The following is a 26,884-nucleotide window of genomic DNA, read 5'->3' as shown; positions in this document are numbered from 1 at the left end:
GGACGCGTCCCGGTCCAGCAGGCGGCACACCGCCCGCGACCGGTCGTCGAGGTGATCGGCCAGCGCCCAGTGCACCCCGATCGTGTTGCCCGACGACATGTGCCGCTTGCGCATCTCGGTGGCCATCTGCGCGATCAGCGCGCGGGCGTCGACGGTGCGTTCGTGGATCTGCTGCGCGAGCCCGGTCAGCAACGCGTCCTCGAGGATGCGGCGTTCGGCGTCGGTGAGCAGCAGTTCCTGATCGCGGCGCGCGGCGGCGATCCGGGTCGCGAACTGCCCGACCGACGAGAAACCCTGCTCGTCCTGCACCCGCACCACCGTCACCCCGTCCGGGGCGTCCCAGTGCAGGCGGTAGTCCTGGCCGGCCGCGGCCAACTGCGCATCGAACTCCTGCAACGCCGACGTCAGGGCCGTGCGCGTCGACTTGCGCGCCGTCTCGGACACCGTCACCGACTCCGTCGCCGACAGCAGCGAGCCGTACAGCGCCGACACCTCCGCCGGCAGCACCGGCACCGCACCGTCGGTGTCGCGTTGGATCCGGTACACCAGCTGGTCGGCGTCGAGCCACGCCGCCGGACCCGCCGGCCACGCATGGGGTTGTTCGATTCCGAGCAGCCCCAACAGTTCCGGCCGCGCATACGGGGCCAGATGTTCGGCGTCGGCCAGCGCCTCGACCAGCGTCGACCGCAGGGTCTGCTCGGCCGCGGTGTGTGCGGCCTCGGCCTTGCCGATCCGTTCGATCGCCGTGTCGTAGGCCTTCCGGGCGGTGCGCTGTGCGGCCTTGGCCGTCTCGATCCGCTCGCGGGCCCGCTCGAGTTGCTCGTCGATCTGTTCGGCGGAGGCACCGAGCGCGTCCCGCAGCGTCTCGAGACGCTGCTGCTGTGTCGTCAGCGACTCCTCGGCGACCGCTGCCTGCTCCGCCGATTCCTCGGAGGCGCGCCGGGCTTCGTCGAGCCGCACCGCCGCATCCCGCGACCGCTCGAGTTCGGCGGTGTGCTCACGCCGTGCCCGCAGCAACGCCTGACCCTGCGACTGGAAATGCCGGATCGCCGCGGCCACCGCGTCGAGTTCCCGCGCGGTGTGCGGGGTGCGGTGCGCGACCGCCGCGGCCCGCACCTGCTGCTCCCGGGCCGCGTGCTCGGCCAGCGCCTGATCGAAATCCCGGTCCGCCGCCGCCGCCGAGTCCGTCGCGGTCCGCAACGCACCCGCGCACTCGGTGACCTTCCGCAGTGCCGCCGAGACGGTGCCGGTGCGCGGCAACGCCGATGCCGCCCGCTCGAGCCGCGTCAACTGCTCACCGAGCCGGCGCCGATCCGCGCCCAGCGCCTCCACCGCGGCGCGGGCCTCGACGATCATTGCGTCCAGATCGGCGAGGCGGCGCTGCCGTCGGCGCGCCCGCGCGGTCGTCCCGATGAACTCGGCGTGAGCCTTGGCGTGGCGTCCGACCTGCACGCCCTGCCGGAACCGGCCGTCAGCGTCGACGGCCACCGCGACCGACTCGTCCGCCGGGGTCAACGCGATCGACGCGAGCAGGTCGCGCACCCGTTGCTCCGCGACCCCCGCGTCCGGTTCGGCGACCAGCACGTCGGCCAGGGTGCGCCCGCCCGGCCGCCGCTCCGCCGGCAACGGCTCCAGGAACTGCTCGGACCCGACCTGGGGCGCCGGGCCGTCGAACACCCAGCCGTCGAGCAGATTCGCCGCCTCCAACGCTGCCTCGATACCGGCCGCGGACTCCGGCGTCACGTCGTCGGCGAACCGCACCAGCCGCCACAGCGGCGCACCGGTCAGCCCCTCGCGATCGCCGGAACGGGCTGCGAACGGCACGGGCGCATCATCGTGTTCGGCCGCGACCGCCGACCGTTCGGACTCGAGTTCCCCGATCCGCGCCTCGAGCGCCTCCGCGTCGGCCGCACACGAACGCCGCCGGAACTTCACCTCCTCCACCGCCGAGGCGGTGTGCGCGGCGAGCACCACCGCCGGGGCGGGCGCATCGTCGTCGCCGGCGCGGGCGATCGTGTCGTCGAGGGCAGCGAGCAGACCGTTCGCGACGCCCGCCGCCGAGTACTCGTCGCCGTGCTCGCCCCACCAGGTGCGCAGCTGGTTCGCCGCCTCGGCGCGGGCGAGCTCGACCATCGTCCCGGCGGCCTCCACCGACGCCCGCGCCGTGTCCAGTTGCGCGCGGCCGCGCTGCGCCGACGACTCGGCGCGGGTGCGCGCCGACGCGGCACCCTCGACCCGGGACAGCGCCGACCGCACCGCCTGCACGTCGGACTCGCGTTCGGTCACGCGTCCGTCGATCGCGGTCGCCAACTGCTCGGCCCGCACCTCCGGGTCCGGGGCGATCCACGCGATGCCCGCGTCCTCCGCGGCCGCGGCGAGGGCGGCTTCACCGCGGGTGAGCGCCGCCACCGCCGCCGTCACGGCCGCCGCAGCCCGTTCGGTGTCCTCGGTGCGCTGCGCGAGCGCTGCCTGCGCCCGCCGTGCCTGTTCACCCTGCGCGACCGTGGTGCGTTCGAGATTCGCGACGGCCTGCGCCAGATCGTCGAGTTGCTGCTTACCCTCGTACGCGCTGGACCGTTGCAGCGCCTCGAGATTCGCGCGGGCCTGCTCGAGTTCGCGCTCGGTGTCGGCGAGCTGCTGCTCGACGGTGGCGCGGTCGGTCCCGGACCGCAACCGGTCCGCCGCCGCACCGTGCAGCGCCGCGACCCCGGCATCGACCGCCGTCAGGCGCGCCGCGACCTGTTCGACGTCCGCGCGGGCCTGCTGCCGCAGGTACCTCCCGTACACCGTGACGAAGCGCTGCGCCGCCTCGTCCGCCGCCGACAGTCCCTCGAGAACACGCGCGACCTCCTCCATGTCGGAGAACGAACGGGCCGCCTCGAACACCAGCTGGTCGTCCAGGGGACGCAGCCCGTCGGTCAGCGCCTGCGACAGCCCCTTCGGATCGAGATTCTTCGCCAGCTGCGGTCGCCGCAACGTGAGGATCAGGTTGATCAGCTGGTCGTACCGCTGCGCCCCGAGTCCGAACAGGCGCGCATCGATCGCCGCGCGGTAGTCCACCGGCCGATCCGACACCGCATCCGAGCCGACCTCGTCGATCAACTGCTTGCGCGTCAGCGGCCGATCCTCGGCGTCGAGCAGCGAGAAATCCACCCCCACCCGGCCGTCGACGACGAAATACCAGCGGGTGACCTTGTCGTTGCCGCGCGTGGCGCGCATCCCGATGCCCACCGTCACGGCTTCCGGATCGTCACGGTCGCCGCGGCAGAACTCCATCCACACATACGAATACGCGCTGTCCTGCCCGCGGTAGAGCAGGTTCGAGCGCATGGTGCGTTCCTCACCGGCGAACGGATTCAACCGCCGCGGCTCGATCCGCCCGTCGAACACGAACGGAAACAGCACCTCGAGCGCCTTCGTCTTGCCCGACCCGTTCGGACCGCGCAGCACCAGACGGCCGTCGGCGAACGAGAACTCCTGATCCCGGTAGTCCCACAGGTTGATGATCCCGGCCCGTGTCGGCCGGAAACGGGCACTGCTCATGACAACTCCGCCTCGCTCGAGTCTCCCGGATACAGATCGATCTGCGGGTCCCGCTCGCGCACGGTGACCGTCACCCCGCGGAACCGCGCCAACGCCGGCAATGCCAGCACCCCACCGGGCACCCGCACCACCAGCCGCAGCTTCTCCAGCAGATCCAGCGCCGCCGCCGCCAACCCGGCCGGGTCGGCCTGCCACTGCGCGGCGAACGTGCGTCCGTAGGCGTCGACGAGCTGCCCGACCGTCGACGCCAGCCACCCGTCCTCGATCAGCGGATGCAGCACCACCGGACGCTCCTCGTCCTCCACCACGACCGCTTCGGACACGACCGGATCCTCGACGGCGAGCGCCGCGAACACCCCCGAATCGGGGATCGCCGCATCCACCGCCGCGACCAGCGCGTCGTGCCGGTCCGGCGGCAGCGGCACCCGCAGCAACCCGGCGTCCCCCGGCTCGAGCACCCGCGCACTGATCTCACCGGCCAGCAACAACGCCAGCTGCGCCACCGATCCCGTACCCGGGAACCGCACGTCCGACAGCCGGCCCGACGAATCCACCAGCGCGACACCCTCGGCGCGCCGCTCGGCGACCAGGCCGGTCAGCAACTCGACATCGGCGGCCGTGCGCGGCAACGCCAGCTGCAACGCCTCCGCGTCGTCGAGTTCCTCCGCGTACAGCACCGGCCGCTGCACCAGCGCACGTCTGACCCGCCGCGCGACCTCCGCCGTCGCGACGGTGCGTTCCGGACCCACCGCGGCGTCACCGTCGGCGAGCAGACCCCGCACCGACCGCAGATGCTGCACCACCCGCGCCGGCCGGAACAACGCCGTCACCACCGCCCGGTCGATGTCGTACAACGCCTCACCGATCTCGGGGTCCGACGCCCACCTACCCGCATCACCGTCGGCCAGCGTGATCGCCCCCCGCGCGCACAGCCACGCCACCGCGTCGACGAACGCATCCCGGTCCGCGGCCCGATCCGCGGCCAGCTCCACCCCGTCGACCTGCGACGCCTCCGCCGCCACGTGCTCGGCCAGCTCGGACAGGCTGATCTGGTTACCGGCCCGGCCCAGCGCCGCCAGCGCCAACGCCAGATACGCGTACCGGCGCCGATCGAACGGACGTTCCGACACCGTCGAGGTGCCCGCACCCGGGTCCAGCCGATCGGCGACCGTGAACAACCGAGCGGTCGTCTCGGTCACCTCGAGCCGGTAACCGAACACCTCGAGCAGGTCCGCGCGCAGTTCCGTCGCCCACCGCCGCACCAGCGGCAGTGCGTTCGGATCCGGATACGACACCGTCACCAGGTGATGGGTGAGAATCAACCGCACCGCCCGCTGGAACGAATCCAGCTCGAGCGACGGAATGGTCCGCGCCTTCACCGCACGTCCACCGACAGGCCGTCCAGATGCAGCCGCCCCCGCGCCGTCCGCACCACCATCGACTCCGCGCTCGGCGTCAACGTCAACGTCACCCCGTTCCCCGACCCCGTCGCCGGGCCCCGCACCTGCGCACTGACCGGCACCCCCGCCGACAGTGCCGCATCCAGCAGACCCAGCAGCACCTCGGTCTCCGATTCCGACAACTCCCGCTCCCGCACCCCACCGGCAGCGAGAGACGACGCGGCCGCCGCGCGGCGCCGCTGAGCTTCGAGTTGCGCTTCCCTCAAACGACGGATCCCGGACTCGTTGCGGACCACCTTGCCCGGCGCACCCGCCGACGGGGTCCGGCCCGTCTCCGCGAGCGTCCGGGAGATCTCCGCCGGCGGTGCCTCCCACCAGGACATCCCGGTCGGCACGGCCTCCGGATCCGGGTGCGGCATCGCGAAATGCCGCGGCCGGCCCAGATCGAACACCGCCCCGAACAGGGCATGCGCCGCTTCCTCGTTCGGGGCCGCGGCGAACCAGCCCGCCAGGTGCCGCAACTGCGACTCCCGGCTCACGCCGCCCTTGCGGGTCTCGGTGACACGACGCAGCAACGCCAGTACCGCCGCGATCGCGCTCATCGTGCCCTCCCGCAGCCGATCGGATTCGCTCGGCGCCGACCCCACCCCGACGAACCAGTGCTCGATGCCGCGCCACCGCGACCTCCAGTCGGCCTCGCGTTCCTCGACGGACAACAGGACCCGTTCGTCGTGTGCTGCGGCCCGCGCCAGCAACCGCTCGACACCGGTGGCCTGCACCCGCTCGAGCGCGGATGTCAGCTTCGGCGCGAACCGCGCCAGATCCGAACTGAACTCGCGCATGTGCGTCAGCAGCGCATCCTTGTGCGCGAGGAATGCCTCGGGGGTGATCTCGGTCGTGCGCACCAGGTCACCGAGCACGAGATAGAACCGGGCGGCCCGCTCCGCCATGTCCGACAGCGTCGCATCGAGCCGCATGAGCTTGCGCATGATCAGCTCGCCGTCGCCGGCCTCGTTCGCCGCGGCCAGATCCGTCAGATCGGCCAGCAGATCCGCCAGCGCCAACCGTGACAGCGACGCATCCTCCCCGCGGCTGCTCAGCACATCCTCCACCGCGCGGAACGCGTGATAACCCGGCCGCGTGAACTGATATACGAAATGCCGATTCCGGTACTCGGCGAGTGTCGCCGCCCGCGTCCCGTCGTAGCTGCGTTCGAGCAGACCCCACACGTGCAACTGCTCGAGCAGCGGCGTGATCTCCTGCGCGGACAACGACGCCGCCGGATCGTCCACCCCGATCCGCCCGAGGATCGACGCGACCTCGCCGGCGTGCAGCAACACGACATAGTTGGCGCGGGCATGGTCGAACGCCCGCAACACCCACAGATACTCGGCGCGTTTCTCCGCGGTCGCGAACGAGAACAGCCGAAGCCGCTCACCCCGCGCGATCGGGTCCTCGACCCTGCCGGGATGGGACTGCACTGTTTCACTCACCGTGACAGGTTAGGCGGACCGGGGCGCCGTTCCCGCATCACCCGCCGACCGTGTCGGGCCACGGAACCACGAACCACTTCTCGGACGGCGTTCATCGCCCCCGCACCAACACACACCGCAGCGCCGGGGAGCGTCATCGGTCGGGGGCAGGCGAGATCGGACCCGTACCGACCTTCGGCCGATGACCGAGCGCGACCTCCGGCGCACTGCAGCCGCGTCGTCGAGCAGGTGCCGCCTCCCCGCGCGGGTGGCGAAATCCTGTCCGGTGTGCGACCGCGTGCTCAGCGCTGAACCGCCTTCGCGATCGTCACGAACCGGGTCACCCGATCGCGTTGTTCGGGATTGAGCGCACCCCGGGCCCCGTCGAGCGTCCACCGCGCATTGATCACCGCCCGCACCACCACCCAGCCGCGAGCCCGATCCTCGTCGAGCCCGCCGGCATCGACCACGGCGTCGAACCGGCGCAGCAGACCGCCACGAACATCGCCGGCCAGCTCGTCCCACCGATTCCACAACAGTGGGGCTGGTTCGAAGTTCCGGTCCCCGGCCAGCGGCTTCGGGTCGATCGCGAGCCACGGCCACCGCTCACCGGCCAGGACGTTCCCGTAGTGCAGATCGCCGTGCAGGATCACCGACGACGAACCCTCGTCCGCCGTCAGAGCGTGCACCAGCGTCGTGGCCTGCTCCACGAGCCGGTGGGGGATCGGGCTGTCGCGGGGCAGCCGCCCCAGTATGTCGGCCTCACGCCCCACATACGCAGACAACCGCCGCAGCCGCGGGACCGCCGGCCGGTGCAACGTCAACATCAACCCACCGGCGATCCCGCATGCCTCCACGTCCCACAACCCGGTCAGATCGTCGGTACCGAGCCGCTCGAGCAACAGCGCGCGGCGCGCGGGGTCGGCCCGCACCAGCTGCGCGGCTCCGTCGCCGTGCCAGTGCTGCAACGCCAGGTGTTCGTGTGCGGACTCGTCGTCGGGGAACCCGAGCTTGAGGACGGTCGGGCGGCCGGAGGTGTCCCGGACCGGCAGGACCAGCGAGCAGTGACCGTGGGTCGCCTCGCCGTCCGGGGTGAGCCGCCATTCGCCGACGATCTGTGACACCAGACGGGGGAGTCCGTCCACCCACGCCGCCCACTGCGCGCCGCGCTCCGCCATCGCTTGCACACCGACCGGGATGACTGTCCTCATGCGGACCGGCGTTCGGCACGGGTCGACTCGTACGTCCTGGTCGTCACTCGTCCACTCCGTTCCGGCGCGTGCCCGTTCAGCCGATCCTCGGTGCGTCACCGCGATACCGACGGCCGCTGCTCTCCATCATCGGCCACCGGTGTCCCGACCGAAATCAGGCGGGGGCGGCACCGGTGGACCCGCGAACCACCAACTGGGTGGGCAGCACGCTCTCGGCCTGTTCCACCACCCGCTCGTAGGCCTGCCGCCCGAGCATGTCGATCGCCCGGGAACCCGCATCCTCGGTTCGTTCGGCGAGCGTGGTGAGCGTCGGCGTGCACAGGTCGGAGCCGAAGATGTTGTCGAAACCGACCACGCTCATGTGGTCCGGGACTGTGATCTTCCGGTCCCGGAGCCGTCGCAGAACGCCGATCGCGAGCATGTCGTTGTGGCAGACGACCGCCGTGGCCCCGGCTGCGACCGCCGCGTCGGCCGCGGCCGCACCGCCGCCCAGGGTGGGGGAATACGGGCCGAAACGGCGCACGCTCATGTCGCGCGCCTGGGCCGCGGCGCGCAGCCCCAGCCACCGCCGGGCACCCGACCACGATTCGGGCGGTCCGCCCAGAAAGATCAACGACCGGTGACCGAAGGAAGCGAGATGGTCGACGATCTGACGTGTGCCCGAGTCGTAATCGGCGACCACACAGGAAAATCCGCGTACTGCCCGGTTGACCAGCGTGATCGCGTTGAGTTCGGCCGCGCGCCGGAGTTCGTCGTCGGGCATGCGCGAGGCGCTGAGAACGAAACCGTCGACGGCAGGTCCGAGACGCTGGACCAAGCGCGCCTCGGTGGTGGGGCTCTCCTGGGTGTCCCCGATCACCAGGGTGCGGCCCGCTGCGGCGGCCGCGCGTTCGGCTCCTTTGATCACGCCGGCGAAGTAGGGATTGGTGATGTCCGGGACGAGCAGGGCGAGGGTGTTGGTGCGCCCCGACTCGAGTGCGCGCGCCATCGGGCTCGGGGAGTAGCCGAGTTCGGAGGCGATCGCGAGCACGTGCTCACGGGTACGGGAATTGACCCGATCCGGGTTGGTGAACGATCGGGAAACCGTCGACGCAGCTACCCCGGCTGCGCGCGCCACATCGGTGATGGTGGCGCGTTTGCGCGGGTGCCGGCCAGCCGGATCGGGAGTCATGCCGCAAATTATGGCAAAGAATGGCAAACGATTGTCGTGTGACCCCGACCACCCTACCGTCGAAAACGACCGGCAACGACGATGCGACCGACGGAAGAGCCCCATGACAGAGAAAACGACCGTGCAGCGGACGCCGCGCAAGGCGGCCCTCGCCGCGTGGAGCGGCAGCGCACTCGAGTACTACGACCTCGCGATCTACGGCACCGCCGCCGCGCTCGTGTTCCCCACGATCTTCTTCCCCGAAGGCAACCGCGCCGCCGCCACCGTCGCCTCGCTGGCCACATTCGGCGTCGCCTACGTCGCCCGGCCGTTCGGTTCCTTCCTGATGGGGCATATCGGAGACCGCTACGGGCGGAAGAAGATCCTCATCGGCACCCTCCTGCTGATGGGTGTCTCGACCTTCCTCGTCGGGTGTCTGCCCACCTACGACCAGGTCGGCCTGCTCGCCCCGGCGCTGCTCGTCGTCCTTCGACTCCTCCAAGGCATCTCGGCCGCCGGTGAGCAGGCGGGGGCCAACTCGATGTCGTTCGAGCACGCGCCCGACAACCGCCGCGGCTTCTTCACGAGCTGGACGCTCAGCGGCACGCAGGGCGGACAGGTCCTGGCGCCCGCGGTCTTCCTCCCGCTCGCGGCACTGCTCTCGGACGATCAACTCCACGCGTGGGGCTGGCGAATCCCGTTCTGGCTCAGCGCACTCGTCGTCCTCGTCGGCTTCGTCATCCGGCGAACCCTCGACGAGACACCCGAATTCCACTCCGAGCAGGAGCACGCCGGCGTTCCGCGCGCACCGCTGTCCCTCCTGATGCGCGACCACTGGCGCGGCGTGCTGCGCGTGTTCTTCGCGTCGTTCATCGCGATGGTCAACACCGCCTTCCAGGTCTTCGCCCTCAATTTCGCGACCGACGACGAATACGGCATCGGCATCGCCTCCAGCACGATGCTGTGGCTCGCGATCATCGCGAACGTCATCGCCGTCGGGACGATCCCGCTGTGGGCTATGCTCTCGGACCGGGTCGGACGCAAACCGGTGTTCCTGTCGGGTCTGATCGGCAGCGCGATCCTGGTCGCCGCGTTCCTGTGGTCGATCTCCCGCGGCGACGTCCCCCTCGTCCTGATCACCGGAATCCTCCTCGCCGGGATCGTCTACAGCATGCCCAACGCGTGCTGGCCCGCGACCTACGCCGAATACTTCCCGACGAGCGTCCGCCTGTCCGGGATGGCGATCGGAACCCAGTTCGGCTTCGCGCTTGCCGGCTTCACCCCGGCCATCGCCGGCTCGCTCATGAACGGTGACGCCGGAAACTGGTACCGGGTCGCCCTCTTCGCGGCCGGAGCGGTCCTCATCGCCGCCGTCGCGGTCGCAACCGGACCCGGCGGAACCCACAAGATCGCGACCGCGGACCTCGGCTCCACGCCCGAGTCGCACACCTCGCGCGTTCCCGTCGGAGCCTCCCGATGACCGGGCGGCCGGCGATCGCGGTCCTCAACGGACCCAACCTCAACCTGCTCGGCCGGCGCGAACCCGCGCTGTACGGCACCGCAACCCTGACCGACATCGAGAACCTCTGCCGCCGGACCGCGACCGAACTCGGCTACGACATCGACTTCCGCCAGACCAACCACGAGGGCACCCTCGTCGACCACATCCACGAAGCCCGGGACCTGGCCCGCGGCATCGTGATCAACGCGGCGGCCTACACCCACACCTCGGTCGCCGTGCGCGACGCTCTCGCGACCGTCACCGCACCCGTGATCGAAGTGCACCTGACCAACGTTCACACCAGGGAACCGTTCCGGCACGTGTCGTACATCGCGGCGGTCGCGACCGGCGTCCTCGCAGGATTCGGACCCGCCGGCTACGAGTACGCGGTCCGGCACATCGCCGCCCTGGACAACCCGGCCGCCCCGCACACCCGCATCGAGGAGCTGCACGATGCCCACCACAACTGAGCACCCCACCTTCGTCCTCGGGCTCGTCGGCGCCGGCATCGGCGGCTCACTCACCCCCGCGATGCAGGAACGAGAAGGGCGCGAGTCCGGCATCGGCCTCGCCTACCGGCTGATCGACGCCGAACGGCTCGGCTTCGACGCCGACGATCTGCCCCAGGTCCTCGCGTGGGCGCGGCGCCTCGGATTCGACGGACTGAACATCACGCACCCGTTCAAACAACGCGTGATCGAACTGCTCGACGACCTGAGCGAGGACGCCGAGGATCTCGGCGCCGTCAACACCGTGGTCTTCCGCGACGGCCGCGCCCTCGGCCGCAACACCGACTGGTCGGGCTGGGGACGCGCATTCCGGCGGATGCTGCCCGACGCGGTATCGGACCGCGCGGTGCTCGTCGGGGCCGGCGGAGCCGGATCCGCGGTCGCCTACGCGCTGCTCGAACAGGGCGCAGCGCACGTATCGATCGTCGACGTCGACACCGAGAAGGCCCAGCACTGCGCGACCCACCTCGCCAAACGATTCGGCGACGACCGCGTCGACGCGACACCCGACCTCCCCGGCGCACTCGCCGGCGCCCAGGGACTGATCAACGCGACCCCCACCGGCATGACCGGACACCCGGGACTCCCCGTGCCCGCCGAGCTCGTTCGCGGCGACCTGTGGGTATCGGACGTCGTCTACTTCCCGCTCGAGACCGAACTCGTCCGACTCGCCCGCGCGCGGGGGTGCCGGGTCGTACCGGGAGGTGGGATGGCGGTCTTCCAGGCGGTCGGGGCGTTCGAGTACTTCACCGGCCGCAAACCGGACGCGGCCCGGATGCTGCGCCACTTCGAGGAGCTGACCCGCTGATGCACCGTGGAATCGCCACCGTGTCCCTGTCCGGGGTTCTGGAGGAGAAACTCGAGGCGATCGCCGCCGCCGGGTTCGACGGCGTCGAGATCTTCGACAACGATCTCGTGGCATCACCGCGTCCGCCGCAGGAGATCGCCCGCAGATGTGCGGACCTGGGCCTGACGGTCGACCTGTTCCAGCCGCTGCGGGACGTCGAAGGTGTCGATCCCGGCCGCTTCCCCGCGGTGCTGCACCGGGTGCGTCGCAAGCTCGAGGTCGCCACCGCGCTGGGAGCACGCACGATGCTCGCGTGTTCCAACGCACTGCCGGACGCTGTCGACGACCCGGACCTGTCGGCCGAGCAACTGCACGCGGTCGGCGAACTGGCCGCATCGTTCGGCGTCACGGTGGCGTACGAAGCGCTGGCCTGGGGACGGCACGTGGATCGGCTCGGTCAGGCGTGGGCGGCGGTGGTCCGCACCGGCCATCCGGCGATCACCCTCGCGGTGGACACCTTCCACATGCTCGCCCGTGGCGACGACGGTTCGGCCCTGGCCGGGATCCCCGGAGACCGCATCGGTTTCCTCCAGGTGGCCGACGCACCCCTGCTCGACATGAACGTCCTCGAGTGGAGCCGCCACTTCCGCTGCTTCCCCGGCCAAGGCACCCTCGACGTCGCCGGGGTCGTCGCGGCGGTGCTCGAGGCCGGCTATCGCGGGCCGCTGTCCCTCGAGATCTTCAGCGATGTCGTGCGCGAGGCCGACCCGTTCGTCACCGCCCGCGACGGGATGCGGTCGCTGGTGTTCCTCGAGGACCAGCTGGGTGCCCGCCTGTCCGCACCCGCCCGAGAACAGGTATCCGTCGCACCGCCGGCCCCGCGCCGCACCGACGTGGCCTTCGTGGAACTCACCGATCCCACCGGATCGGCATACCCGGACCTGTTGTCCGGATTGGGTTTCCGGATCGCCGGCAGGCACCGCTCCAAGCCGGTCGTGTGGTGGCGGAACGGCGGCGCGAACGTGGTGCTCAACGAAGCCCCGGCGCCGGGCACTGCCGCAACCGCGTTCGGGCTCGTCGCGCCTCCGGTCGCGGACGTCGCCGAGCGCGCGGCGGCGCTGTTGTGGCCCGCGGTCGACAAGACCCGCGGCCGGGGCGAGGCCGGCCTACCGGGGATCACGTCGCCGTCCGGACTGCACGTGTTCGTCAGTGCCGAACCGGGCGCGACCGACGACTGGCACACCGACTTCGTCGCCACGGAAGGCGTACCGGACGACGGGTGGCTCGGACTCGACCACATCGACGTCGCCGTCTCCGCCGACCAGCTCAACGAGGAACTGTCGTTCTTCCGCACCCTGTTCGGCCTGCAGCCGGTCGGCTCCGAGGAGTACATCCAGCCCGAGGGGCGGCTGCGTATCCGCGCGCTGCGCGCGGCGAAGGGTGATCTGCGTGTCGCACTGACGGTGTCGGACAGCGGCGGCGACGACGTGCAGCACGGCGGTATCACGCAGCTGGCGTTCGCGACCGCCGATGTCGTCGATGCGGTGCGGCGAATCCGATCGCGTGGTGTCGACATGCTGAGCCCGCCCGACAACTACTACGCGGATCTCGATGCGCGCTTCGCGCTCGATCCCGCTGCGCTCGCCCTGCTCAGAGAGCACGACCTTCTCTACGGCCGGAACGACACCGGAGAGTTGCTGCACGCCTACACCGTTCCCGTGGATGGTGGCTTCCAGGTCGAAATTCTGGAACGTCGCGGCGGGTACGACGGATACGGCTCGGCGAACACGCATGTGCGACTCGCGTCCGTGACGGCTCGCGGCCGCTGACATGCGCGGTCCGATCGTCGGACCCACTGATCCGGCCCGAGGCAGTACGCTCGATCATCGGATTCTTTCCGGAAACGAAGATGATGACCGGTCGCGAGGTTGAGACGGATGCGCGCGGCGGTGCCGAACCCGGTGCTGCCGCTCGCGCACTGGTGGCCGCGGTCGCCGACCTCTCGTCGACACGGCACGCCGAGATCGCCGGGGCCATCGTCGCCCGGCTCAGCTCGGGTATCAGCGAGATGTCCGATGACCGCCGGACCCGCCGCGTGCTCGAACTGGCCGCGTTGGACGGGGCCCGTGCCGTCACCCAGTTCCTGAGCGACGACCTCCGCGACGTCGTGATCCCCGACGCGTCCTTCGGTCTCGTGCGGATACTCGCCCGGCAGGGATTCCCGGTTTCTCTGGTGGAGCGGAGCAATCGGCTCGCGCAGGACAGCATCCTGCGCTGGTGCCTCGAGGCGCTCGCAGGGCTCAGTGACGACGCGCAAGCGGTCACCCAGGCGGGGGTGGCGATCCTGACGAGGTTGTCCGCCGGGATCGACGGGGTGTCCCAGCGGCTGCTCGGCGTGTACGAGTCGGAGCGCGACACGTGGTTGTTCAACCGCAATGCGTCGCGGTCCGCGCGGATCCACGACATTCTCGCCGAACGTCCGGTGGAGGTGGCCGATGCCGAAACCACCCTCGGCTACCGGCTCGGTCAGCACCACCTCGGAGTGATCATCTGGTCCGAGGACACCGCGGCGGTCGACAACGAGCTGACCGAACTCGAGCAGGCGGTGGCCACCCTCGCGGAGTACTTCGGAGCAGCAGGTCGCGCGCTGTTCGAACCCTCCGACGAGCGCATCTGCTGGGCGTGGATTCCGCTCGGCGGGACCGCGGAGATAGATCTCGCAGGGCTACCGTCGATCGTCGAGGGCTGGGAACGACCCTTCATCGCCGCACTCGGAGCCCCCCATGAAGGTCTCGACGGGTTCGTCCGAACCCACCGGCAGGCCCTTCAAGCCCAAGTGGTGGCGAGGGCTTCACAGCTGCCGGGGCCACGGTTCGTCCCGATCACTTCGGTCGGTGCGGTGGCCTTGATGTGCGACGACCTCGAGGCCACGAGTTCGTGGGTCGACGACACCCTGGGACCGCTCGCCGCCGACGAGCCGGGGGCCGCACAACTACGCCATACCCTCTACGAGTTTCTCTCGAACGGAGGCAGTTACATCGCCGCCGCGGCACAGCTGCACATGCACCGGAACTCCGTCGCCTACCGGATCCACAAGGCCGAGGAACTACTGGGCAGGAGCGTGCGGGAATCCCGGCTCGACCTCGAGAACGCGCTGGCACTGTGCCACTGGCTCGGTCCCGCGGTGCTCACGCCGGCCGGAACCCCGGCCCCACCGCGGTGATCGAATCGGAGCCGGCGGACCATGTGGCTCCCGCCACGAGGGATCGGCAGTGCCACACTCATTCCTCGGTGGATGTGTGCGCCGGACGCCCCAACCGATCCCGGCGCACACATTGCGCCGGCCCGGGAGTGCCCGCAGCTCGCACCCCGTGATGAGGCCCCGGTCACTGTGCGGACGGCCCAGCGCTTCCGAGGCTTCTGTGTGCTGTCAGCCCGATGGAATCGGCGAGACGGAAACCTACCGTCGAAGCAGGGTGGATGCCGGAAGGTCGTCGTCATACACCCGATAGGAAGACGCAGCCGCCGACGATGTGCCGATCCGGGCTGTGTCTCGCACACTCTCCGCACCCCGGAAAGGACATCGATGGCCTCCCACCGCGAAGCGGCTCGACCCGGTTCCACGACGAGCGACGCCCTGATGATCCTGCGCTGCGAGGACTGCGAGACCCTCATCGGACCCCAGGCACCGACGTGCTCGTCGTGTGGGAGCGCCGAGCTCGAGTCGGTGTGTTGTTCCGGTGCCGGCTCGATCGTGTCCTGGAAGGTGCTGAACCACGCCCCGCCCGGACGGCACTGTGAGCAGGAGCCGTTCACGATCGCGATAGTCGAACTCGACGACGGACCGTGGGTGTACTCGAAGATCGAGGGTTCGTTCCCCGTCTGTGCCGACGCACCGGTGCGTGTGGAGCTTCGGTCCGCGCGCCCGGTGGACAGGTTCCCGGTGTTCGGAGTGTGCGCCGCCTGAGTCGAGGTCCGGCCGCCCGCTGCCGATCGGCTCCTATCGGGGTGCCGGGACCTGATCGTCCGGATCGGTGATCTCGGACTTTTCGGGGGTGTTCTCGGCGGGGGTGTTCTCGGCGGGCCGGGCAGCCCGGGCCGTGGCGAGCTCGGCACGCAGATCGGCAACTTCGGACCGCAGTTCGTCGCCGCGTTCCCGGGCCGCGGATTCGGCGGCCTGCGCGGTTGCGGCGACGATGCGGGCCTGTTCGAGCGCATCGCGCAATTCGGCGACTCGGGTTCGTTCGGACGCCAGGTCGGTGCCGAGGCGGGTGATGGTGGCAGTGTGCTGATCGATATCGGCACAGGCTCGTGCCAGGTCGGTCTGGGTGCGCGTGAGCTCGGCCCGTAGGCCGTCGCGTTCGCCGGCCATATCCGTCAGATGTTTCTGCTGAGTGGCGATCGTGTCCTGCAGTTCTGTGGTGATACGGGTGTGCTCGGCCGCGGCGTCGTCGAGCTGGTCCCTCCACTGACTGAGCGTCTGGGCGTGCTCGCGCTTCAGTCGGGTCAGTTCGTCCTCGTGTGCGACCTTCAGCTGCTGCATCCGTTCGGTGTGCGCGGCGCGTGCCTCGGCGAGTTCCGCATCGACGGCGTCGACGGCTGCGTCGGCGTTCTCCCGGTCTTCGGTGGCCTGCGCCAACTGCTCCCGCAGGCGGACGATCTTCGCGTCGGCGTCGGCCTTGACCTTCGCCAGTTCGGTAGATGCCCTGGTCAGTTGCGCTTCGAGTGCCGCGGGGTCGGTGAGTTTGTCGACGGCGGCGGTGATCTGTGCCGCGACCGCGCTGTACTGCTCGAGGCTCACCGCGGTCAGCGTGCGCAGGGACGAAACCGCGGCGGCGAGGTTGGCGGCACCTTCGGCTGGGTCGGCGGGGGAGGTGAGTTCGGCGAGCTGGGCAGATTCTCTGCGCTGTCGTTCGCGTTCGCGGTGCGCGCGCACCCGATCCGCGGGGGAGGCGTATTTGCGGGGCCTGCCGACGCGCGGCTTCGCCTCTGCAGCAGCTTCGTTTTCATTCATTTCGACCTCTCCGGACCCTCTCGTGCCTTTTTATACATTACATTACACGATACGTAACAAGAAATGAAACGAAAAAAATGACGAACCGGTGGTAAAGCCGCAGGTAAAACGATTGGGAGTGCAGTCTGCCGTGAGTTTCCCCTCGGATCCTGCGAAGTTGCTCACAAAACATGAATACATGCGCATAGGAGTATGGATTCTTTCTGATCGTCATAATTCCCTCTTATGACGATCAAGCACTGCGGGTGCCCCGAAAACTGGGTAGGGGGCCGGCAGCGCCGCGCGGCGCTCGCCGCCGGCCTGGAATCTCGGCGAACGCACACCCCTGTCGCTGTGGTGGATCGATGTGCGTGTCAGCGGATGGACAGATCCGGCCACGGCGGCCGGCGGAGTACCGCGAGTGTTGCGATGGTCGCGGCGACCAGACCGATCAACTCGCCCATCAGCGCGATACGCGTCTCGTCGACTGCAGCCACCCAGCGGACCTCGCCGTCGCGGACGACGAACACTCCGATCGGCTTCGGAACCGGCTGCACGGCGCCCCGTCGGAACCATGCACGGTGGAAGCCGGTCACGGTGACGATCGTGGTGCCGTCCGACGTCTCGTACGGCGCGCCGTAGACGCGGTCGTCGCCGGTCGGTGCGGAAGCGGTGACTGCGTGGATGCTCATGATCTGTCCCCCGGAAGAGTGGGTCGTCGACACGCCGATTCATCGTCGCATCCGAGCGGGTCCGCGTGTTGCCGATACGGTGCGGGAATCGGCCCGGCACGCACATCGGAAGGGGGAGTGTCACTGTGACGAAAGAAATCGGGGTTCCGGTCGGAGGTCTCGAATCCGCCGGCTCGCCCCCGAACCTCCCCGACGGTGCCGAGGACGCGATGCGGCGGCTGCGGGACAGGGCGTCCTCGGACAACACTCGCGCCGCGCACACCGCAGACTGGGACAAATTCGTCCGCTGGTGCCACGGTTCCGGGAACACGGCACTTCCCGCGTCGCCGGAACTGCTGGGCTGGTACCTGACGGAGAAGTCGGGTGAGCTCCGCCCCGACGGTCGCTGGGCGTTCGCGCCGGCGACGATGGCGCGCTGGGTGGCGACGATCAACAAGGTCCACGCGCTCGCGGGCCTGCCCGGCCCGGGACGGAACGAGACGGTCCGCGACATCCTGCGCGGGATCCGCCGCACCCGCGCCACGCCCTCGGCCCGGCGTACCCCGCTGTTGACCGAGGACGTCCGCGCGATCGTGGGAGGCATGCGGGGTACCGCCACATGTTTCGCGGACCGAATTGCCGAACGCAGGGATTCGGCTCTGCTGCTCATGGGACTCGCCGGAGCGCTGCGCCGCTCCGAACTGTGCGGCATTGCCGTATCGGACGTGGTCACGCACCGCGCGGACGGTCTCTACGTGACGATCCGAAGGTCGAAGACCGACCGCGACGCCCGCGGGCGCGTCGTCACGTTGCCGTACGGCCGCGACCCGCAGACGTGCCCGGTGTGCGCATACCGGCGGTGGCGCGAGGTCCTCGACGTATGGGACGACGGCGGGCGCCCGGCCGTCCTGTCGCTGCTCGCGGACACCACCGACGACCTCGGCGAGCACCACTGCCGCGGTCTGTCCCTGCACACCGCCGCACCCGACCGTCCACTGTTCCGGCCGGTCCACCGAACCGGCTCGATCGGAGCGGGACGGCTCGCCGGGCAATCGGTGCACTCGATGATCCAGCGCCGGGCCCGGCAGGCCGGGTTCAGCCCGGAACTCGTCGCCACCCTCGGTGGACACAGCCTCCGCGCCGGGTTCGTCACCCAAGCGGTACGGAACGGCGCCACGACCCAGACGATCATGACGCAGACCGGGCACGCCGACGAACGGATGGTCGCGATCTACAGCCGCCACCACGCCGGACTCGTCGGCAATGCCGTCACCGAACTCGGACTCTGAGCGGAACCGTCACAGGCCACGGCCGAGCGGTCGCCGCCACCAGGATTCGTCGGCTTCCATCCGGGACCGCAGGTGGTCGGCGGCGTCCGCATTGCGGAACGGTCCGGCCAGCAGGTCCGCGTACACGTGGGCGGGTGCGACGAACCGCAACCCGTCGCGGCGGTCCATCCGGTCGAACACCACCGGCGTCCACGGGATCGCGACGACCACGTCGGCGGCCCGCTCGACCGGCCGCAGTCCGAGTTCGGCGGCGAACTCGTCGGGATCGTCCGCATACACCTCGAGGACATCCGTCGGGGCGTAGTCCGTGGCTCCCACGCCGGTCAGTGCGTACCCGAGGTCGACACGCTCGGCGAGACTGGACCGCACCGCCTCGATACCCTCGGGAGCGGAGAAGCCTCGTGTCGCGCAGGGTTTCCGATCCGCTGCCCAGCCGCGCACCATCGGTTCCCAGCGAACCGAGGTGACGGGGCCGCGGGGAACGCGGCGGATCAGCTCACGTTCGGCGAGGACCTCGACCACTCGGTAGGCGGCACCGGTGGAGGCTCCCGACAGCTTGATGAGTTCGGGAACGGAGATGTCGCCCACATGATCGGCGAGCGCCCGCACGATGCGCTCGGACGGTTCACCGGTCAACACGCCCGACGGCCGGCCGGGACCGCGCCACGGGTCGGCGTCGGCCCCGCGGTTGCGGACCCAGACAGCCGGGCGGGCCGCGACGAGTGTCAGATTGCCGGTGGCATCGGCATAGGAGATGCCATGTTGGTCGAGTTGGCGGCGGACCGGATCGGACAGGTAGTGCGCGCATACGAACCCCCGATCGGATTCGCTGAGCTCGGCCGAGATCCGCGCGATGTCGCCGCTGAGGATGCCACGGGAAGTGATGACCGCATAGGACACCGCGTCGCCGTCGGGAGCGGTGAGCAGGATGCGTTTGGGTGCCTCGGGGGAGCGGGCACGGTCGGCAGTCACCGACCATCCCAGGGGCAGGCACGCCTCGAGGCTTGCCACAGCACGCCGGTAGATATCGATGTAGCGTTCCGGCCGAGGGCCGACGGGCTCGACCTGGCCAGTGGGATCCTCCGAAATGGTCACACTCATCACAGTACTCACTCTGTACAAAACGGAACAGACGGAATTTCCGAAGCGTGTGGTCGTGTCGGTTGCCTCCCGTAGTCCTCGGCCAGAGGAGAGGGCTGTGCGGCCGGCGGGAGGGGGCGCCCCCGATGCGATAGTTTCATCACCATGAGTGACAGTCTCGGTCGGTACGCGTTCATCCAGGCCACGTGGCATCGCAGCATCGTCGATCAGGCCCGGGAGGGCTTCGCCGACGAGATGGTTGCACTGGGGCATTCCCGCGATTCCCTCGAGTTCTTCGAGGTTCCGGGCGCTTTCGAGATCCCGCTTCACGCCCGTCGGCTCGCACAGACCGGGCGGTACGACGGTATCGTCGCAGCCGGGCTCGTGGTGGACGGCGGTATCTACCGCCACGATTTCGTTGCGACCGCGGTGATCGACGGCCTGATGCGAGTCCAGCTCGACACTGACGTGCCGGTCTTTTCCGTGGTGCTCACGCCGCATCATTTCCACGAGCACGATGAGCACATCGAGTACTTCACCCGGCACTTCGTGAAGAAGGGCGCCGAAGCCGCGCGGGCCGTCGACTCGACGGTGAAGTCGTTGCGTTCGCTGCCCACCGAATAGACCGGTCCGTCCCACTTCCACCCGGACCTGGACGTCAATCCGGACAGGACGGAAAACGGAGAAAACAGAATATTCTCCTTCTCTGCGTGCCGCACAGACGAAACGTAGTCCTTCCGGGATCGTGTGGCCCATGCGTCTTCACGGTCTTCACCTGTGTCTCGCGGTCGCGGGGTTCGCCGCGGGGTCGACCCTTGCATCGACCACCACGAACTCGTTCGTGTTCATCACCGGTGGCAGCAGGGTGGGCCTGCTGTTCTCCGGGGGCGCTGTGGGCGTGACCGTGGGCGCAAGTGTCGCCGCGGTGGTCGCCTGGGGAGCGCGGGTCCGTATCCATCGGATTTTGGCGGCCATGGCAGGCCTCGCTCTGATGGCGATCGCGGCGGCCCCGTGGGGCGGGGAATACGGAGTGTATGCGGCAGCGTCCGGGGCCGGCGTACTTCTCGGAGCCCTGGCCGCGGCGGTCCCATCCTTGGATGCGTTGCACGGTCCGAACGCCCTCGCAGCAGGCGTCCTCGCAGGGATCGTATGCGCCGAACCGCTCGTGCGACTGGGACGTGACTCGTCGCCGCGCCGATATGCCGACTACCTGCCGACGTCGTCGGAGCCCGTGGATGTGCTTCTCCTGGTGCTCGTCGGCGCCGCCGCGATCGCGGTGGTCGTACTGCTGCTGGCGGACACCCGAGCAGCTGCCCCGGGCGACGTCCGAGTCCGAGGGAAAACAGTGCTCGTCGGGATCGTCCTTCCCGCGGCCTGGTTGATCCTGCATTGGCGTTTCGTCGGGTCGGTGACCGGTCTGCACGGAGGTACGGTGCTGCCGGGGTGGTGGTTCGCGGGGCTTGTTCTGGTCCCGGTCACGATCGCCATCGCGGCCTGGATCCCCGGCCCGACGGCCGCCGTGCTGCTCGCCGGGACCGCGGTCGCCGTCGTCGGACCGAGCGAACTCGCGTGGTACACGGATCAGTGGTGGGCGCTGCTGATCCCGGTGGCCCTTGTCGTTCTCGGTTCGGTGATGGGAAACCGGATTTCCCGTCCCTGGATAGGGATCGGAGGACTTGTCATCGTGGTCACGACCGAACTCGTGGAGAATCCACCGTGGGACATCGCCCACCTGGTCGCAGTGCTGGTCATCTTCCCGGTGGCGTCCGCATTCCTCATCGCATCGTGCCTGCCTTCGGAGCCTGCGATCACGACCACCGCGCTGATCGCCCCGGCTGCGATCCTCGTTCCCCTCTCGGCGAAGTACGGCTGGACCGCTTACACGCCGCTGCAGGGGGAGGGGAGTGAAGTGCCGAACGGCAGCGCCGTACTGATATCAGCAGGGGTGACCGGCATATCGCTGATGGCGCTGGGAGCCGGAATCGGTTGGGTGCGAAGACGAACGGAAGACCATCGGAATCGCCCGGAAATCGATGGAACCGCTGATGGCTGACCGCCTCGTCGGCGAACGCGGTTCGCGTCCTCTTTTCTGGGGAAGACGGAAACGACGAATAAACAGAACAACCAGTATATTCCCATCAAGGCTGTGCCTATACCTCGACGACACAGGCTGGGGGTAGGGGAGTGACGCGGATCCGACCCATCGACACCCGTTGTTTCCTGGAGCAGGGCAGGGGTGCGAGCGGGTGAAGCCGCCGGTCAGCGGGAGGAGGAGCCCTCGGGAGCCTGGCCGGACCGTTCAGGAGCGCCGAGGGAAGCTGATCGAGTGGCCGGGGACAGGAAAGGGAGAGGTCGCTCGTTGACCTGAACTCTTCACCCCTGCCGGTCTTCGATGAAGATATTCCGAACAAAACGGAATCACTGGAAAAACCGAATTCCAATCCTCCTCGGGACTCACCCCACGCCACCAACTCACCTTCACATCCCCTCGCCAGCCTCTACACGCGGGTCGGCTCCGCGAAATGGCGCGCCAGACGTCGGTGACGGTGCTCGAAGAGTCTGGTGACGATCTGTCTGGCCAGTGTGTCACCGTAGGGGAGCCGCGCGAGCGGAGCACGCAGCTCCATCGTGAGCCGGTCGTGAACACGGGTACGGGGTCCGTCCTCGGGGGTGAGCGTGCGTTCGTGCTCCCACCGACGCATCGTCGCCATCGTGGACTTCTCATGGAAGCGGCGACCGGGGTCGAGTTCGACGAGGGTGAGAGCGTCGTATTCCACGGGCAGGACACCGAACAGAAGCAGTGGAGCCTTCCCGAGTGGCACTCCGACCGGGACGAGATCGACTGTGGTGCCGTGCATCCGGCGCGGCATTCGCATGGCGAGCAACGGCGCCAGTTCGTGGTTGATGCCGGCCGGGTCCGTGATCCGCGCCCAGACGGCTGAGGCGTCGGCCGCGACGATCGATTCGTGTTCGACGATGATGGGCTGGCTCATCGGACGGTCCCTTCGGCGGTTTCGACCACCGTATCCATCCCGGTCGCTGTCCGGTACTACCGCAGAGTCAGGTGGATCCGTCCGTCGCTCACGTGGGCCGGGTAGGTCCGGACGGAGCCGATGCCGGGGGTGGTGCACGCGCCGGTCTCCAACGAGAACGCGTACTGGTGCAGGGGACACACCACGACCGTGGTGTCGATCTGGCCGTCGGCGAGCGGGCCGGACCGGTGCGGGCACATCGCGTCGGTGGCGCGGACGGTGCCGTCGGACAGCAGGTACACCGCGATCTGCCGGCCGTCGACCGCATAGGTGCGGCCCTCTCCGAGGGTGAGGTCGGTGAGCGCGCCGATCTCGACGGTCACGGCGGCACAGGCGTCGTGCAGCGCGGTCATCGGACCGGAACCTGCGGAAGCGGCAGCAGCGGCAACGACGGCACGAACTGTGCCGGCGATTTCGGGGCGGTCCGTTCGAGCCAGGGGTCGCGGTAGCCGTCGACCGCCGCGGCCATGCGTTCGTCCAATCCGGTCACGATGTCCTCCTCGTCGTGGAGCAGCAGGGCTTGCAGGCGATCGACGCCGAGGCGGGGCACGAAGTCGTAGGTGCGTTCGAGCCACTTGGCGTTCTCGCGGTAGTACTGGATGAACCGGCCCGCGACGAGGAGTACCTCGTCCCCGGAGCCGACGGTGGCGAACAGGTCGCCCTTGCGGATGTGCGCGCCGGCTGCGCCGCCGACGTAGATCTCCCACCGCCCGTCCCCGACGGCGACGACCCCGAAGTCCTTGCACAGCGCCTCGGAACAGTTGCGTGGGCAGCCCGCGACGGCGAACTTCAGCTTCGCCGGGGTCTCGAGTCCCTGGAAGCGTTCCTCGATCGCGATGCCGAGCGACGTGGAGTCACCGAGCCCGTAGCGGCAGTAGTCGCTGCCGACGCAGGTCTTGACGGTGCGCACGGACTTGCCGTAGGCGTACCCGGACGGCATATCCAGGTCTGCCCACACGTGCGGGAGGTCTTCCTTGCGGATGCCGAGCAGATCGATGCGCTGACCACCGGTGACCTTGACCAGGGGAACGGAGTAGCGGTCGGCGACGTCGGCGATGCGTCGGAGCTGGTCCGGGGTGGTCACGCCGCCCTTCATCTGCGGGACCACCGAGAAGGTGCCGTCGCGCTGGATGTTGGCGTGGACGCGGTCGTTGATGAACAGGGCGCCGCGTTCGTCGATCCAGTCGGGTCCCCACACCACGCGCAGCAGCGATGCCAGCGGCATCTTCGCCGTCGCGTCCTCCCCGGCGGGAGCCAGGGCGGCGAACACCTGCGAGACCGAGCGCAGATCCCGCGCGCGGATCGCGGCGATCAGGTCCGGTTTGCTCAGCGGGATGCACGGCACGTACCAGTTCGCGGCGGGGTCGTCGGCGAGCTCACCACCGGCCGCGCACGCGACGATGTCGGCGACCAGGCCCTTGCAGGATCCGCAGCCCTTGCCGGCGCGGGTCTTCGCGCACACCTCGGTGAGGGTGGCGGCACCGCTGTGGACGCAGGCGACGAGGTCGCCCTTGGTGACGCCGTTGCAGTTGCACACCTGCGTGTCGGCAGGCAGATCCGCGGCCACGTCGGGTCCCTGGGGTTCGCCGATGTCGAACAGGAGCGCCGCGCGGTCGTCGGGAAGGTCGATCTTGCCGTCGAAGGCCTGGGCGAGCATCGACGCCTTGCCGATGTCGCCGAGGAGCATCGCGCCGATGAGGGCGCCGTCGCGGACGACGACGGCCTTGTAGACCCCGCTGCGCGGATCGTAGAACTGGACGAATTCGTCGTCCTCGCGTTCGGGGCCCTTGACGCCCATGGCGGCGACGTCGATTCCCGCGACCTTCAGTTTGGTGGTGGTGCGGGAACCGCGGTAGGCGGCGTCGGGGTTCGTGCCGGTGAGGTGTTCGGCGAGGACGACGGCCTGCTCCCACACCGGTGCCACGAGGCCGTACACCTCGCCGCGGTGCTGGGCGCATTCGCCGACGGCATACACGCCGGATTCGTCCTCGCAGCGCATCTGGTCGTCGACGACGATGCCACGTTCGACGACGAGGCCGCCGCTGCGGGCGAATTCGGTGTTCGGGCGGATACCGGCGGCGACCACGACCATGTCGGTGTGCACGGTTTCCCCGTCCGCGAAACGTACGCCGGAGAGGGCGCCGAGGTCGTCGCGCAGGATCGCGGTGGTGCGGGTGCCGGTGCGGACGGTGATGCCGCGCTTCTCGATCTCGGTGCGCAGCACGCGTCCGCCGCGTTCGTCGAGTTGCTGGTTCATCAGGTGGCCGGGGGAGTGCACGACGGTGACGGCGAGACCTTGGGTGCGCAGGCCGTAGGCGGCTTCGAGGCCGAGGAGGCCCCCGCCGATGACGACGGCGGACACGTCGTCGTGGGCGTCGGCCATCTGCAGCATGCCGTTGGTGTCGGCGATGGTGCGGAACCCGAAGATGCCGCGCCCGAGACGACCGTCGGTTTCGCGCAGGCCGTCCATGTTCGGGAAGAAGGTGTTGGACCCGGTCGCGACGATCAACAGGTCGTAACCGACTCGGCGGCCGGACTCGCAGGTGACGACCCTGCCGAATCGGTCGAGGTGCGCCGCGCGGTCGCCGGCGTAGAGGGTGACGCCGTTCTCGCGGTACCAGCTCATCGGGTTGAGGACGAGTTCGTCGTCGTCGACGCCCGCCTCACCGGCGAGCACGTGCGAGAGCAGGATGCGGTTGTAGTTGCCGTACGGCTCGTCGCCGATCATGGTGATGTCGAACTGCTCGCGACCGCCGCGCGCAAGGATTTCCTCGACGGTGCGTGCGCCGGCCATGCCGTTTCCGACGACGAGCAGCCGCCGGCGCGGGGTCTCCGGGGTGGGCGGTGTCGGTGTCATGCGTCGAGGGTCGGACGCGGCGGTGACGGATCGGCGGCACGGGGGTTACGCGGCGATCAGGAAGAGCTCACAGTGGCGGGAGCGCGGGTGTCAGCCGTGTCGGCTGATGTTGAGGACGAGGGCGATCACGGTGACGAGGGCGGTGGCGATCGAGAATTCCGTCACGGCGGTGGTGGCGCTCTGGTGGTTCATGAGCAGGCCCACGGCCAGCGAGGACAGGGCCATTCCCGTGTAGGCGCAGGTGAAGAAGGCGGCGAGGACGGAGCCGCCGGCGTCGGGGGCGTGGGTGGCGATCGCAGCGCTGACGCGTTGCATGCCCCCGGCGAAGGTGAGGCCGTGTCCGATGCCGACGCAGGTGGTGACGGCGAGCAGCAGGATCAGGTTCGGGGCTGCGCCGACGAGGGCGAGGCCCACCACGCCGAGGAGATTGCACGCGAGGCCGATGCGCTGGGCGGTGAGCGGTTCGAGTCCGCGCATCGAGAACTGCGTCACCACCGAGCAGACGAGCATGAGGGACGCGGCGGCCGCGCCGACGAGGAGGTTGGTGGTGCCGAGCAGGCCGGTGATCCAGGCGGGGGCGACGGACAGGAACAGTCCGGCGACGGCCCACGATGCGGCGACCGGGAGTGCCGCGCGCGTGAACACCGACCGGATCGGTGCGGGGACGCGGGGTGGTTCGAGCAGGCGTCCCGGTGTGCGCGCGGTCGCGGCGGCGGGCAGTGTCAGCAGGGTGACGAGTGCGGGGATCAGGGCCAGGACGAACACTGCGTAGGGCGTGATCAGCGGGTGGGGGAGGTATTCGGCGGCCAGTCCGGCCCAGAGTGGTCCGAGGGCGCATCCGCCTGCGGCGGTGACGGTGGCGGCTCGGGCCGCGCGCCGGGGGTGGCCGGCGGGGACGTGTTGGAGCAGGGCGGCGGCGCCGGCGGCGGAGCAGGCGCCGATGGACAGTCCTTGGAGGAGGCGGCCGGCGAAGAGCCATCCGGTGGTGTGTGCGGTGGCGAGGACGATGGCGCCGAGTGCTCCGGCGGCGAGGCCGGCGAGGAGGACCGGGCGGCGGCCGATGCGGTCGGAGAGTGGTCCGAGCAGGAAGAGTGCGGGGACGAGGGTGGCGACGTAGGCGGCGAAGATCGCGGTCTGGGTGAGGGGGCTGAAGCCGAGGTCGGCTCGGTAGAGCCCGTAGAGGGCGGTGGGGATGTTGGATCCGAGGGTGAGGATCGTCAGGGTGTAGCCGAGGCCGTGGAAGTGGCGGGCGGGCCATCGGGGCTGGGTTTCGTCGTGGTGCTCGGTTCCGGGTGCTGCGCTGATCGTCGAAATACTGGGAGCCACGTAGGACATCCTACATCCCATGTCCGGTTTAGGATGTGGGTTGCGGCGTCGTGGGAGGAGCGG

At 69.5% G+C, this 26,884-nt stretch carries 21 protein-coding genes; 9 read left to right on the top strand and 12 right to left on the bottom strand.

The features are described 5' to 3' along the window. The 5 genes from A8G15_RS24535 to A8G15_RS24515 form a co-directional block, all read right to left on the bottom strand. A partial coding sequence (locus tag A8G15_RS24535) for a TIGR02680 family protein (protein WP_068165563.1) occupies positions 1 to 3,543 on the bottom strand: 3,543 nt, incomplete at its 3' end. Beyond that, complete coding sequence (locus A8G15_RS24530) at positions 3,540 to 4,922, bottom strand: TIGR02678 family protein (RefSeq protein WP_068165562.1); 1,383 nt, start codon at positions 4,920 to 4,922, stop codon at positions 3,540 to 3,542. The genes A8G15_RS24535 and A8G15_RS24530, both read right to left, overlap by 4 nt. Further along, positions 4,919 to 6,424 carry a TIGR02677 family protein gene (locus A8G15_RS24525; protein WP_068165560.1) on the bottom strand — a complete coding sequence of 502 codons (1,506 nt, stop codon included), beginning with the start codon at positions 6,422 to 6,424 and terminating at the stop codon, positions 4,919 to 4,921. Before A8G15_RS24525 ends, A8G15_RS24530 begins: the two co-directional genes overlap by 4 nt. Before the next feature lie 293 nt (positions 6,425 to 6,717). Then, complete coding sequence (locus A8G15_RS24520; protein WP_068165559.1) at positions 6,718 to 7,626, bottom strand: aminoglycoside phosphotransferase family protein; 909 nt, start codon at positions 7,624 to 7,626, stop codon at positions 6,718 to 6,720. A gap of 154 nt (positions 7,627 to 7,780) precedes the next feature. Then, entirely contained in the window at positions 7,781 to 8,797 is a 1,017-nt protein-coding gene (locus tag A8G15_RS24515; RefSeq protein ID WP_068165557.1) for a LacI family DNA-binding transcriptional regulator, read from the bottom strand. Positions 8,798 to 8,900: 103 nt separating this feature from the next. On the opposite strand from A8G15_RS24515, the gene A8G15_RS24510 reads away from it, so the two are divergent. From A8G15_RS24510 to A8G15_RS24485, 6 genes are all read left to right on the top strand, one after another. After that, complete coding sequence (locus tag A8G15_RS24510; protein ID WP_068165555.1) at positions 8,901 to 10,256, top strand: MFS transporter; 1,356 nt, start codon at positions 8,901 to 8,903, stop codon at positions 10,254 to 10,256. Beyond that, positions 10,253 to 10,747, top strand: a complete 495-nt coding sequence (aroQ, locus tag A8G15_RS24505; protein WP_068165554.1) for a type II 3-dehydroquinate dehydratase — start codon at positions 10,253 to 10,255, stop codon at positions 10,745 to 10,747. Before A8G15_RS24510 ends, aroQ begins: the two co-directional genes overlap by 4 nt. Beyond that, the gene (locus tag A8G15_RS24500) at positions 10,731 to 11,594 is read left to right on the top strand and encodes a shikimate dehydrogenase (protein WP_068165548.1); all 864 of its coding nucleotides are present in this window, start codon (positions 10,731 to 10,733) and stop codon (positions 11,592 to 11,594) included. The genes aroQ and A8G15_RS24500 overlap by 17 nt, the downstream gene beginning before the upstream one ends. Continuing rightward, on the top strand, positions 11,594 to 13,402 hold the full coding sequence (locus tag A8G15_RS24495) for a sugar phosphate isomerase/epimerase and 4-hydroxyphenylpyruvate domain-containing protein (protein WP_068165546.1): 1,809 nt from the start codon (positions 11,594 to 11,596) through the stop codon (positions 13,400 to 13,402). Before A8G15_RS24500 ends, A8G15_RS24495 begins: the two co-directional genes overlap by 1 nt. Before the next feature lie 80 nt (positions 13,403 to 13,482). Then, positions 13,483 to 14,796 (top strand): PucR family transcriptional regulator, encoded by a 1,314-nt coding sequence (locus tag A8G15_RS24490; protein ID WP_082900141.1) that lies wholly within the window; start codon positions 13,483 to 13,485, stop codon positions 14,794 to 14,796. A gap of 363 nt (positions 14,797 to 15,159) precedes the next feature. Beyond that, positions 15,160 to 15,540, top strand: coding sequence for a Zn-ribbon domain-containing OB-fold protein (locus tag A8G15_RS24485; RefSeq protein ID WP_068165545.1), 381 nt, complete (start codon positions 15,160 to 15,162; stop codon positions 15,538 to 15,540). Between the two features lie 33 nt (positions 15,541 to 15,573). Here A8G15_RS24485 and A8G15_RS24480 read toward each other — a convergent pair whose 3' ends face one another. Together A8G15_RS24480 and A8G15_RS24475 are read right to left on the bottom strand one after the other, a co-directional pair. After that, positions 15,574 to 16,587: a hypothetical protein gene (locus A8G15_RS24480; protein WP_156665540.1), complete on the bottom strand. Its 1,014-nt coding sequence runs from the start codon at positions 16,585 to 16,587 to the stop codon at positions 15,574 to 15,576. A 353-nt stretch (positions 16,588 to 16,940) separates the two neighbouring features. Then, positions 16,941 to 17,258, bottom strand: coding sequence for a hypothetical protein (locus tag A8G15_RS24475; protein WP_068165542.1), 318 nt, complete (start codon positions 17,256 to 17,258; stop codon positions 16,941 to 16,943). 209 nt (positions 17,259 to 17,467) lie between these two features. Here A8G15_RS24475 and A8G15_RS24470 point away from each other — a divergent pair, with 209 nt between their 5' ends. Continuing rightward, a complete protein-coding gene (locus A8G15_RS24470) occupies positions 17,468 to 18,526 on the top strand; it encodes a tyrosine-type recombinase/integrase (RefSeq protein ID WP_082900143.1) in 1,059 nt (352 codons plus the stop codon). Positions 18,527 to 18,535: 9 nt separating this feature from the next. On the opposite strand, the gene A8G15_RS24465 is transcribed toward A8G15_RS24470, so the two are convergent. Then, the gene (locus A8G15_RS24465; protein WP_425415125.1) at positions 18,536 to 19,621 is read right to left on the bottom strand and encodes a hypothetical protein; all 1,086 of its coding nucleotides are present in this window, start codon (positions 19,619 to 19,621) and stop codon (positions 18,536 to 18,538) included. Positions 19,622 to 19,771: 150 nt separating this feature from the next. Here A8G15_RS24465 and A8G15_RS24460 point away from each other — a divergent pair, with 150 nt between their 5' ends. Beyond that, entirely contained in the window at positions 19,772 to 20,230 is a 459-nt protein-coding gene (locus A8G15_RS24460; protein WP_068165539.1) for a 6,7-dimethyl-8-ribityllumazine synthase, read from the top strand. A gap of 130 nt (positions 20,231 to 20,360) precedes the next feature. After that, positions 20,361 to 21,659 (top strand): hypothetical protein, encoded by a 1,299-nt coding sequence (locus A8G15_RS24455; protein ID WP_068165538.1) that lies wholly within the window; start codon positions 20,361 to 20,363, stop codon positions 21,657 to 21,659. A 445-nt stretch (positions 21,660 to 22,104) separates the two neighbouring features. On the opposite strand, the gene A8G15_RS24450 is transcribed toward A8G15_RS24455, so the two are convergent. The 4 genes from A8G15_RS24450 to A8G15_RS24435 all read right to left on the bottom strand — a co-directional run bounded on the left by A8G15_RS24450 (position 22,105) and on the right by A8G15_RS24435 (position 26,821). Continuing rightward, positions 22,105 to 22,599: a hypothetical protein gene (locus tag A8G15_RS24450; RefSeq protein ID WP_156665539.1), complete on the bottom strand. Its 495-nt coding sequence runs from the start codon at positions 22,597 to 22,599 to the stop codon at positions 22,105 to 22,107. 56 nt (positions 22,600 to 22,655) lie between these two features. Then, positions 22,656 to 22,991: a nitrite reductase small subunit NirD gene (gene nirD / locus A8G15_RS24445; protein ID WP_068165534.1), complete on the bottom strand. Its 336-nt coding sequence runs from the start codon at positions 22,989 to 22,991 to the stop codon at positions 22,656 to 22,658. After that, a complete protein-coding gene (gene nirB / locus A8G15_RS24440; protein WP_068165533.1) occupies positions 22,988 to 25,495 on the bottom strand; it encodes a nitrite reductase large subunit NirB in 2,508 nt (835 codons plus the stop codon). The genes nirD and nirB overlap by 4 nt, the downstream gene beginning before the upstream one ends. A 90-nt stretch (positions 25,496 to 25,585) precedes the next feature. Beyond that, complete coding sequence (locus A8G15_RS24435) at positions 25,586 to 26,821, bottom strand: MFS transporter (protein WP_245687983.1); 1,236 nt, start codon at positions 26,819 to 26,821, stop codon at positions 25,586 to 25,588. Positions 26,822 to 26,884 lie beyond the last annotated feature (63 nt).

It is taken from the genome of Rhodococcus phenolicus, assembly GCF_001646785.1.
In the GTDB taxonomy this organism is placed as follows: Bacteria; Actinomycetota; Actinomycetes; order Mycobacteriales; family Mycobacteriaceae; genus Rhodococcus; species Rhodococcus phenolicus.
The sequence above is the reverse complement of the archived record's forward strand: the minus strand, read 5'-3'. Positions and strand labels throughout refer to the sequence as shown.

Bases quoted from the DNA above. Each gene is read 5' to 3' on its own strand.
- A8G15_RS24475 (WP_068165542.1), bottom strand. From the start codon at position 17,258: ATGAGCATCCACGCAGTCACCGCTTCCGCACCGACCGGCGACGACCGC.
- aroQ (WP_068165554.1), top strand. From the start codon at position 10,253: ATGACCGGGCGGCCGGCGATCGCGGTCCTCAACGGACCCAACCTCAAC.
- A8G15_RS24460 (WP_068165539.1), top strand. From the start codon at position 19,772: ATGAGTGACAGTCTCGGTCGGTACGCGTTCATCCAGGCCACGTGGCAT.
- A8G15_RS24450 (WP_156665539.1), bottom strand. From the start codon at position 22,599: ATGAGCCAGCCCATCATCGTCGAACACGAATCGATCGTCGCGGCCGAC.
- A8G15_RS24520 (WP_068165559.1), bottom strand. From the start codon at position 7,626: ATGAGGACAGTCATCCCGGTCGGTGTGCAAGCGATGGCGGAGCGCGGC.
- nirB (WP_068165533.1), bottom strand. From the start codon at position 25,495: ATGACACCGACACCGCCCACCCCGGAGACCCCGCGCCGGCGGCTGCTC.
- A8G15_RS24470 (WP_082900143.1), top strand. From the start codon at position 17,468: ATGCGGCGGCTGCGGGACAGGGCGTCCTCGGACAACACTCGCGCCGCG.
- A8G15_RS24495 (WP_068165546.1), top strand. From the start codon at position 11,594: ATGCACCGTGGAATCGCCACCGTGTCCCTGTCCGGGGTTCTGGAGGAG.
- A8G15_RS24480 (WP_156665540.1), bottom strand. From the start codon at position 16,587: ATGAATGAAAACGAAGCTGCTGCAGAGGCGAAGCCGCGCGTCGGCAGG.
- A8G15_RS24515 (WP_068165557.1), bottom strand. From the start codon at position 8,797: ATGACTCCCGATCCGGCTGGCCGGCACCCGCGCAAACGCGCCACCATC.
- A8G15_RS24485 (WP_068165545.1), top strand. From the start codon at position 15,160: ATGGCCTCCCACCGCGAAGCGGCTCGACCCGGTTCCACGACGAGCGAC.
- A8G15_RS24510 (WP_068165555.1), top strand. From the start codon at position 8,901: ATGACAGAGAAAACGACCGTGCAGCGGACGCCGCGCAAGGCGGCCCTC.
- A8G15_RS24490 (WP_082900141.1), top strand. From the start codon at position 13,483: ATGATGACCGGTCGCGAGGTTGAGACGGATGCGCGCGGCGGTGCCGAA.
- A8G15_RS24455 (WP_068165538.1), top strand. From the start codon at position 20,361: ATGCGTCTTCACGGTCTTCACCTGTGTCTCGCGGTCGCGGGGTTCGCC.
- nirD (WP_068165534.1), bottom strand. From the start codon at position 22,991: ATGACCGCGCTGCACGACGCCTGTGCCGCCGTGACCGTCGAGATCGGC.
- A8G15_RS24500 (WP_068165548.1), top strand. From the start codon at position 10,731: ATGCCCACCACAACTGAGCACCCCACCTTCGTCCTCGGGCTCGTCGGC.